Origin of the sequence: Candidatus Pseudoscillospira sp. SGI.172 (assembly GCF_050313575.1) — a bacterium.
Taxonomy (GTDB): domain Bacteria; phylum Bacillota; class Clostridia; order Oscillospirales; family Oscillospiraceae; genus Vermiculatibacterium.
In genome coordinates, this window is sequence record NZ_JBNPLQ010000016.1 from 55,601 (window position 1) to 62,881 (window position 7,281).

General features: G+C 58.9%; 10 protein-coding genes. 8 read left to right on the top strand and 2 right to left on the bottom strand.

All coding sequences use genetic code 11. From position 1 onward, the window contains the following. The first annotated feature begins 54 nt into the window (after window positions 1–54). The gene (locus tag ACQRD3_RS07810) at window positions 55–387 is read left to right on the top strand and encodes a thioredoxin domain-containing protein (RefSeq protein ID WP_080907694.1); all 333 of its coding nucleotides are present in this window, start codon (window positions 55–57) and stop codon (window positions 385–387) included. A 59-nt stretch (window positions 388–446) separates the two neighbouring features. Continuing rightward, a complete protein-coding gene (trxB, locus tag ACQRD3_RS07815) occupies window positions 447–1,367 on the top strand; it encodes a thioredoxin-disulfide reductase (protein WP_080907695.1) in 921 nt (306 codons plus the stop codon). Between the two features lie 308 nt (window positions 1,368–1,675). On the opposite strand, the gene sigK is transcribed toward trxB, so the two are convergent. Together sigK and ACQRD3_RS07825 are read right to left on the bottom strand one after the other, a co-directional pair. Beyond that, the gene (gene sigK, locus ACQRD3_RS07820; RefSeq protein ID WP_080907696.1) at window positions 1,676–2,371 is read right to left on the bottom strand and encodes an RNA polymerase sporulation sigma factor SigK; all 696 of its coding nucleotides are present in this window, start codon (window positions 2,369–2,371) and stop codon (window positions 1,676–1,678) included. Window positions 2,372–2,483: 112 nt separating this feature from the next. After that, window positions 2,484–2,768 (bottom strand): hypothetical protein, encoded by a 285-nt coding sequence (locus tag ACQRD3_RS07825; RefSeq protein ID WP_080907697.1) that lies wholly within the window; start codon window positions 2,766–2,768, stop codon window positions 2,484–2,486. 168 nt (window positions 2,769–2,936) lie between these two features. Here ACQRD3_RS07825 and ACQRD3_RS07830 point away from each other — a divergent pair, with 168 nt between their 5' ends. The 6 genes from ACQRD3_RS07830 to ACQRD3_RS07855 form a co-directional block, all read left to right on the top strand. After that, on the top strand, window positions 2,937–3,335 hold the full coding sequence (locus ACQRD3_RS07830) for a Fur family transcriptional regulator (RefSeq protein ID WP_427780814.1): 399 nt from the start codon (window positions 2,937–2,939) through the stop codon (window positions 3,333–3,335). Between the two features lie 84 nt (window positions 3,336–3,419). Then, window positions 3,420–3,953, top strand: coding sequence for a rubrerythrin (gene rbr, locus ACQRD3_RS07835; RefSeq protein ID WP_080907699.1), 534 nt, complete (start codon window positions 3,420–3,422; stop codon window positions 3,951–3,953). 59 nt (window positions 3,954–4,012) lie between these two features. Continuing rightward, window positions 4,013–4,423 (top strand): MarR family transcriptional regulator, encoded by a 411-nt coding sequence (locus tag ACQRD3_RS07840; protein ID WP_198933274.1) that lies wholly within the window; start codon window positions 4,013–4,015, stop codon window positions 4,421–4,423. A 150-nt stretch (window positions 4,424–4,573) separates the two neighbouring features. After that, window positions 4,574–4,975 carry a Mini-ribonuclease 3 gene (locus tag ACQRD3_RS07845; protein WP_427780817.1) on the top strand — a complete coding sequence of 134 codons (402 nt, stop codon included), beginning with the start codon at window positions 4,574–4,576 and terminating at the stop codon, window positions 4,973–4,975. A gap of 1 nt (window position 4,976) precedes the next feature. After that, entirely contained in the window at window positions 4,977–6,596 is a 1,620-nt protein-coding gene (locus ACQRD3_RS07850; protein WP_427780819.1) for an Rqc2 family fibronectin-binding protein, read from the top strand. A gap of 12 nt (window positions 6,597–6,608) precedes the next feature. After that, on the top strand, window positions 6,609–7,281 hold a 673-nt coding region (locus ACQRD3_RS07855; protein WP_427780821.1), incomplete at its 3' end, for a response regulator transcription factor.

A 7,281-nucleotide genomic window follows, 5' to 3' on the forward strand; every position in this document is an offset into this window, starting at 1 on the left:
TCTTGACGGGTGGGTCATTACGCAGTTGTAAACGACGAAAAAGGAGAAATTGATATGATCGAAACCATTACGCAGGAAAACTTCAAAGAGAAAGTATTGGAGGCCGACGGTCCCGTCCTGGTGGAGCTTTGGGCGCCCTGGTGCGTGTACTGCCGCCGCCTGTCCCCCGCGCTGGACCGCCTGGCCGTCAAGCTGGAGGGAAAGATCGCGGTCGGGAAGATCAACGTGGATGAGCAGCCCGAGTTGGAACGGGAGCTGGATGCCTCGACCATCCCCGCGCTGTATCTGTATCAGCAGGGCGCGCACGGAGAGAAGCTGGTGGCTCCGTCATCTCAGGCGCAGGTGGAGGAGTGGATCGCAGATCAGGTGGCCGACGCGGGGATTTGACCCGCAAAAACAAATCGGTGCCGCACCCACCGGGGAGCGGGCCGCACGAGGTGAAAAAGATGGAAAAACGGTATGATGTGGTCGTTGTGGGCGGAGGCCCGGCGGGATATTCGGCGGCGCTCTACTGCGTCCGTGCCGGGCTCTCCGTGCTGGTGCTGGAGATGCTCAGCGCAGGAGGACAGATGGCCACCACCTCCCAGGTGGACAACTACCCGGGTTTTGACAGCGGTGTGGATGGCTTTGAGCTGGCTGAGAAGATGCAGGCCGGGGCGGAGCGCTTCGGTGCGGTGAGTGAATTTGCCGAGGTCACCGGGATGGAGCTGGGTGGTCAGCCCAAGGTGATCCATACCACCGATGGGACCGTGGAGGCCCGGGCCGTGGTGCTGGCCATGGGGGCATCGCCCCGGAAAATGGGGCTGCCCGGCGAGGCGGAGCTGGTGGGCCGGGGCGTGGCCTACTGTGCCGCCTGCGATGGAATGTACTACAAGGGCAAGGTGGTGGCGGTGGCCGGAGGGGGGAACTCCGCTGCGGCTGACGCCCTCACGCTGTCCAAACTCTGTAAAAAGGTATATCTGATCCATCGCCGGGACTCCCTGCGGGCTGACCCGGTCTATCTGGAGCCGCTGAAACAGGCGGGAAATCTGGAATTTGTCTGGAACACGCAGATCGACGCACTGCTGCATGGGGAGAAACTGACCGGACTGGCTCTGACCGATCGAGTGACGGGGGAACACTCCACGATGTCCTGTGACGGGCTGTTCGTGGCCATTGGGCGTGATCCCAACACTGCCCTGGTTCAGGATCAGGTGGAGCTGGACGATCAGGGCTACCTGATTGCAGACGAGACCACCAGAACCAGCGTACCCGGGGTCTTTGCCGCGGGAGATGTGCGCACCAAACCTCTGCGCCAGATCGTGACGGCTGCGGCGGATGGAGCCGTGGCGTCGAAATTTGTGACGGAATATCTGCGGGAGCACTGAACTTTGGCGCTCAAAGCAAATCAAACGGCCCCCTGATGCAGGAAAGCAAACCTACATCAGGGGGTTTGTTTTGTGGATCTGAGCGATGTATGACTGACGCCGGAAGAGAGCATGGCAGAAGAAGTGAGAAAGGCACGGCAGAAGGCGAAGGGATTCTCTGAGCACAGATCTGCAGAGAGGACGGAAGGGCTTGCGGATCTGGGGCTATACGGGAAGCGGAATAAGTGGAGGCTCCCTGGAATTCGCAGGCGGAGAACTCTTTGGGGGTTAAGGCGTTTTTGACGAAAGCCCCCCCGGCTTGGGGATCGTCAGCAAAGTTCTCTTTCTAGGGCCGTACGCAGTTTTTCAAGGGCTTTCTTTTCAATGCGCGATACATAGGAGCGGCTGATGCCGCACTGCTGGGCGATCTCCCGCTGGGTGAGAGGAGCCGCTCCGGTAAGGCCGTACCGCAGAGCAATGACTTGCTTTTCCCGGGGATCCAGGCACTGCTCCACGCAGAGACGTACCCGAACTCCGGCATCCCGGGCCGACAGCTCTTCCAGCATATTGTCATCCACCCGGATCACGTCCATGAGGGACAGAGAGTTTCCCTCTCCATCAGAATCGAGAGAGTCCGAAAGGGAGACCTCTCCCTGAAGTTTTCGCTGGCTTCGAAAGTACATCAGAATTTCATTTTCAATGCAGCGGGATGCGTAGGTGGCAAGACGCACGTTTCGATCCGGTTTAAATGTGGAGATTCCTTTGATGAGTCCAATGGTGCCAATGGAGATAAGATCGTCCTGATCGCCTGACTGTGTGTAGTATTTTTTGACGATATGAGCCACAAGCCTGAGGTTGTGTTCGATCAGAGCATCCCGGGCTGCCATATCTCCCGAGGCATAGCGTTCCAGGTATTCCTGCTCCTTTTCCGGCTTTAGGGCTTTGGGAAAGGAACCGGTGCCGCCGGAAAGGCGAAGCGGAAAGAAAAGAGTCTGAAACATTAGAACAAGCCAGGCGGAGAGCATGGGCGGGGCCTCCTTTCATCAGTGTTCTGTCCCATCTTATTCTCCGAGGCGTTGTCCTGATACGAAAATACAGAAAAAGGGACCGGATCTGAACAGTCCGGTCCCTTTTGTGTTACCGCACGGCGTTTTTGATTCCGTTGCCCACATCCCGTGCGGCGTTTCCTACGCCATTGACTACGTCGCCCACACCGTCGACAGCTCCGCGAGCCACATCTCCGGCATCATGCATGGCGTTCCCCGCAGCATTTTTTCCATCCGTGACGGCAGGGCTGGCCTGCGGCGTCACCACCGGTGCGGAAGGAGCGGGGGTCACCGCCGGGGCATTTGACCCAGAACAGCCCGCCAGAGTCAGGACCAGTGCCATTGACAGGGTGAGCAAGCCAATATTCCGATTCATTTCTTCTCCTCCTGAATAACAGAATCTTTGGAATCTCTATCCGGATATAGTATGCACCAGAAGCAAAAATTCACCCGAGGAAAAAAACGAAAAAAACACTTGATTTTTCAAAAAGGGTATGCTATTTTGATAACAGTAACAATTCTTAATTCTGAAAAGGAGATCGCTATGGCCGGCAAGCGCTATTCCCGTCAGAGGGAACTTATTTTTGATGCCGTCTGCGGTACCGACCAGCACCCAACTGCGGAGATGGTCTACCACTGGCTCAAGCCGACGAATCCAAACCTTAGTTTGGGGACAGTATATCGAAATCTGAATCTCCTGGCGGAGGAAGGGGTCTTGGTGCGCATGCCCTTTCCGGTAGAGCGGTACGACGCCAATGTCGTGCCACACACCCATTTCCGCTGCAAGAGCTGCGGGGGCGTGTTCGACCTGGAACTGGCTTATGATCCGGGGCTTGACCAGGCCGCGGCGGCGGAAGAGCCGGGATTTCAAATTGAGAACCACGACCTCATCTTTTCCGGCCTGTGCCCTGAGTGCGCGGGCGGGAGAGGAAAAATGAATTGATTTTCTCATTTTTACATGATAAGATGAAGGTGCTTACAAAAGACCAAAACAATCTGTTTTTATTTAGAAAGGAGAAATAACATTATGGAACTCAAGGGGAGCAAGACCGAAGCCAATCTGTGGAAAGCATTTGCCGGCGAGAGCATGGCCCGCAATAAGTATACGTATTTTGCCAGCAAGGCGAAGAAGGACGGCTACGAGCAGATCGCGGCTATTTTCGAAGAGACTGCCGGCAATGAGAAGGAGCATGCCAAGCTGTGGTTCAAGGAACTTGGCGGCATCGGTGATACTGCGGCGAACCTGAAGTCTGCCGCAGCCGGCGAGAACGAAGAGTGGACCCAGATGTATCGCGAGATGGCGGAGACCGCCAAGGAAGAGGGCTTTACCAAGCTGGCCTTCCTCTTCGAGGGTGTGGGCAAGATCGAGAAGGAGCATGAAGAGCGCTACCTGACCCTCCTGAAGAATCTGGACGAGGGTGTGGTGTTCCAGCGCGGCGATGAGTATATGTGGAAGTGCCGCAACTGCGGCCACATCCATTTTGGAAAGACTGCCCCCAGCGTGTGCCCCATCTGTGCGCATCCCCAGGCGTACTTTGAGCTGCTGTCCAAGAACTACTAAAGGGAACCGAAATGGCCAGCCCGGACGAGTTGGTCCGACTGATCGGGCATCTTTACGAAATGGAACGTTTTTTACAGGCGGATGAGAAGCGGCCCAAGCAGCATGGGAAAATTTCTCTCTTTGACAGCGAGATACGTGCGCTTTTGGCAATCTTCACTCAGGAGGGACAGTCCCAGGCAGAGCTGTGCCGCCGCCTGATGCGGAGTAAGGGCGTGACTTCCGGTGTGGTAGATCGGCTGGAAGAAAAGGGACTGGTGCGCCGGGATAAGAAGGACACCAGATGCCTTCTCTATCTGACGGAACGGGGCCGGTATATCTGTCGGGAAAAAAGAGAGCTGGATTTTCGCCGTGCGAATGAAGCGGTGGAGGAGATCCCAGTGGAACTGGAGGATCTGAGGAGCGCCAATGAGGTGCTGGAGCAACTGATTCTCTACTTCCGAAAGAAATGCGGACAGGAATCTGCGCAGTGAAAAAGCCCGCCACCTGCTGATTTGCAGGCGGCGGGCTTTTTCACTGCGGCAGGCAGCGGACGGCTGGACTTGTTCCCATCCGCGGATTGTGGTACAATGACGCAAAAAGCTGTTCGCGCAGCAGAGTTTGTGAAGAGAGCAGGAACGTTAATGACTGATTATTTCCATCTGGATGCCACGCAGGAGACCATTGGCGGCATCAGTAATTTGGGCCTGGCCCACCTGGGGGACGCGGTATTTGAACTGATGGTGCGTTCCTGGCTGTGCCTGCATGGAAAGGCCACCGCGAAGGGGCTGCACCGGGCGGCCGTGCGCTATGTGGCGGCGCCGGCCCAGGCGGCGGCAGTGGAGAAGATCCGCCCTCTTCTGACCTCTGAGGAGACAGACGTGTTCCGCCGGGGCCGCAACGCCAGCCCGCACTCCATCCCCCAGAATGCCAGCCGGGAGGAGTACCAGGCGGCCACCGCGCTGGAGGCCCTTTTCGGCTGGCTGTACCTGAACGGATGCTGTGACCGGCTCAACGAGCTGTTTGGCCGGATGATGGAGGAATAACATGGCGCTGGACGCAATTTGTCTGTCTGCCGCGGTGGCCGAGCTCCGCGCCGCCGTGGGGGGCGGGAAGATCGACAAGATCTATCAGCCCGGCGGGCAGGACGTGGTCCTGGCCGTCCGCGGCCCGGCGGGAAACGTGCGGGTGCTTCTCTCGGCCAATCCCAGCCATCCCAGGCTCCACCTGACCACACTGGACCGAGAGAATCCGGACAAGCCGCCCATGTTCTGCATGCTCTTGCGCAAACACCTGACCGGTGCCCGCATCCTGGAGATCGAGCAGCCCTACATGGAGCGGATCGTCACCCTCCGTCTGGAGGCGCTGGATGAGCTGGGGGACCGGGTGAGCCGTTCTCTGGTGCTGGAGGCCATGGGCCGCCGGGCCAATCTGATCCTGCTGGATGGAGAAGGTCGGATCATGGAGTGCATCCGTCGGGTGGACGGAGATCTGACCACCGGCCGGCAGGTGCTGCCCGGGCTCTTTTACCGCATGCCGGAGCCCCGGTTCGGGGTGCCGCCTCTACTGGAGCGGGAGCTGCGCTTCCGGGGAGAGACCGGTGATCTGGCTTCCGCCGTGGAGAAGCTCTGGGACGAGGTGGGGAAGAAGGGCGGAAAGCCGGTGATGCTCCTGAGGGAGGGAAAGCCGGCGGATTTCTCCTTCCTGCCTATTTTGCAGTACGGCCTGGAGACCGAACTGCGGGAGTACGCCTCCTTTGGCGCGCTGCTGGATGACTTCTATGAGACCCGGGAGCGGCAGGAGCGGACCCGGCAGCGGGGAGAGGATCTGGTCCGGGCGGTGAAAAACGCCCGGGACCGCACGGCGCGCAAGCTGGAAAACCAGCGCCGGGAGCTGGAGGCCACCAAAGATCGGGAGCGGCTGCGCCAACTGGGCGATATCCTCACTACCAATCTCCATACCCTGGAGAAGGGGCGCTCCACCGTCCGGCTTCAGGACTACTATGACCCGGAGTGCCGGGAGGTGGAGATCATGGTGGATCCGCTGCTCACTCCTCAGCAGAACGCCGCCCGATATTATAAGGAGTACAACAAGGCCAAGAACGCGGAGAGTGCTCTCACCCGGCAGATCGAGCGGGGGGAGAGCGATCTGGCCTATTTGGAGAGTGTGCTGGAAAACCTTACCCTGGCCGAGGGAGAGCGGGACCTCCAGGAGATCCGGCAGGAACTCACCGATACGGGTTATCTGCGCAGGGCCACAAAGGCGGCCAAGCGAGAAAAGCGGGTGACGGGAAAGCCCATGGAGTTCCGCACCGACAGCGGGCTTCGTGTGAGCGTGGGCAAGAACAACAGCCAGAACGACCAGCTCACGATGAAGCTGGCCTCCAAGTGGGACTGGTGGTTCCACACCCAGAAGATCCACGGCTCTCACGTTATCCTCTGGACCGGCGGGGCCGAGCCGGACGAGTTGAGTGTGGCCCAGGCGGCCAGCCTGGCGGCGTGGTTTTCCCAGGGCCGGGAGGCAGGCAAGGTGCCGGTGGATTTTACGCCGGTCAAATATGTGAAAAAACCCGCGGGGGCGAAGCCGGGGATGGTGGTCTACACCACGTATCAGACCAGGATGGCTCCGCCGGATGAAACGCTGGCCAAGCGTCTGCGGACCAAGTAAGGGGAGAGAAGTATGGAGAGCTTTCATATTCTGGTGGTCGAGGATGACCCGGACATCAACAATCTGCTGTGCCGCATCGTCACCGACGCCGGATACGACTGCCGCCAGGCATTCTCCGGAAGCGAGGCGGCCCTGCTGGCGGAGAGCTACGCCTACGATCTCATCCTGCTGGATCTGATGCTTCCCGGTCTGTCCGGGGAGGAGCTGATCCAGCGGCTGCGCCGCGGCAAGACGATGCCGATTTTGGTCCTCTCCGCCAAGGCCGGACTGGAGGACCGGGTGAATGTGCTGCGGCTTGGGGCGGACGACTTCATACCCAAGCCCTTCGACAACGCCGAGGTGCTGGCCCGCATCGAGGCCCAGCTCCGCCGCTATAAGAAATTTTCCGGGCAGTCAGCAGGGGGAAGCCTTTGCTGCGGAGATCTGATGCTGGACCGGGAGAGCGTGACAGTCACGGCGGGGAAACAAGAGGTCGTTCTGACCGGCCGGGAGTTTGAGATCCTGGCGCTCCTGATGGAGCATCCCAAAAAGGTATTTACCCGGGAACAGATCTATGAGCGTGTCTGGGGCGAGGAGTATATAGGGGACGACAATACGGTGAACGTCCACGTGAGCAATCTCCGTGCTAAGCTGGCCAAGGCCAGCGACCGGGAGTACATCAAGACAGTGTGGGGCATCGGCTTTA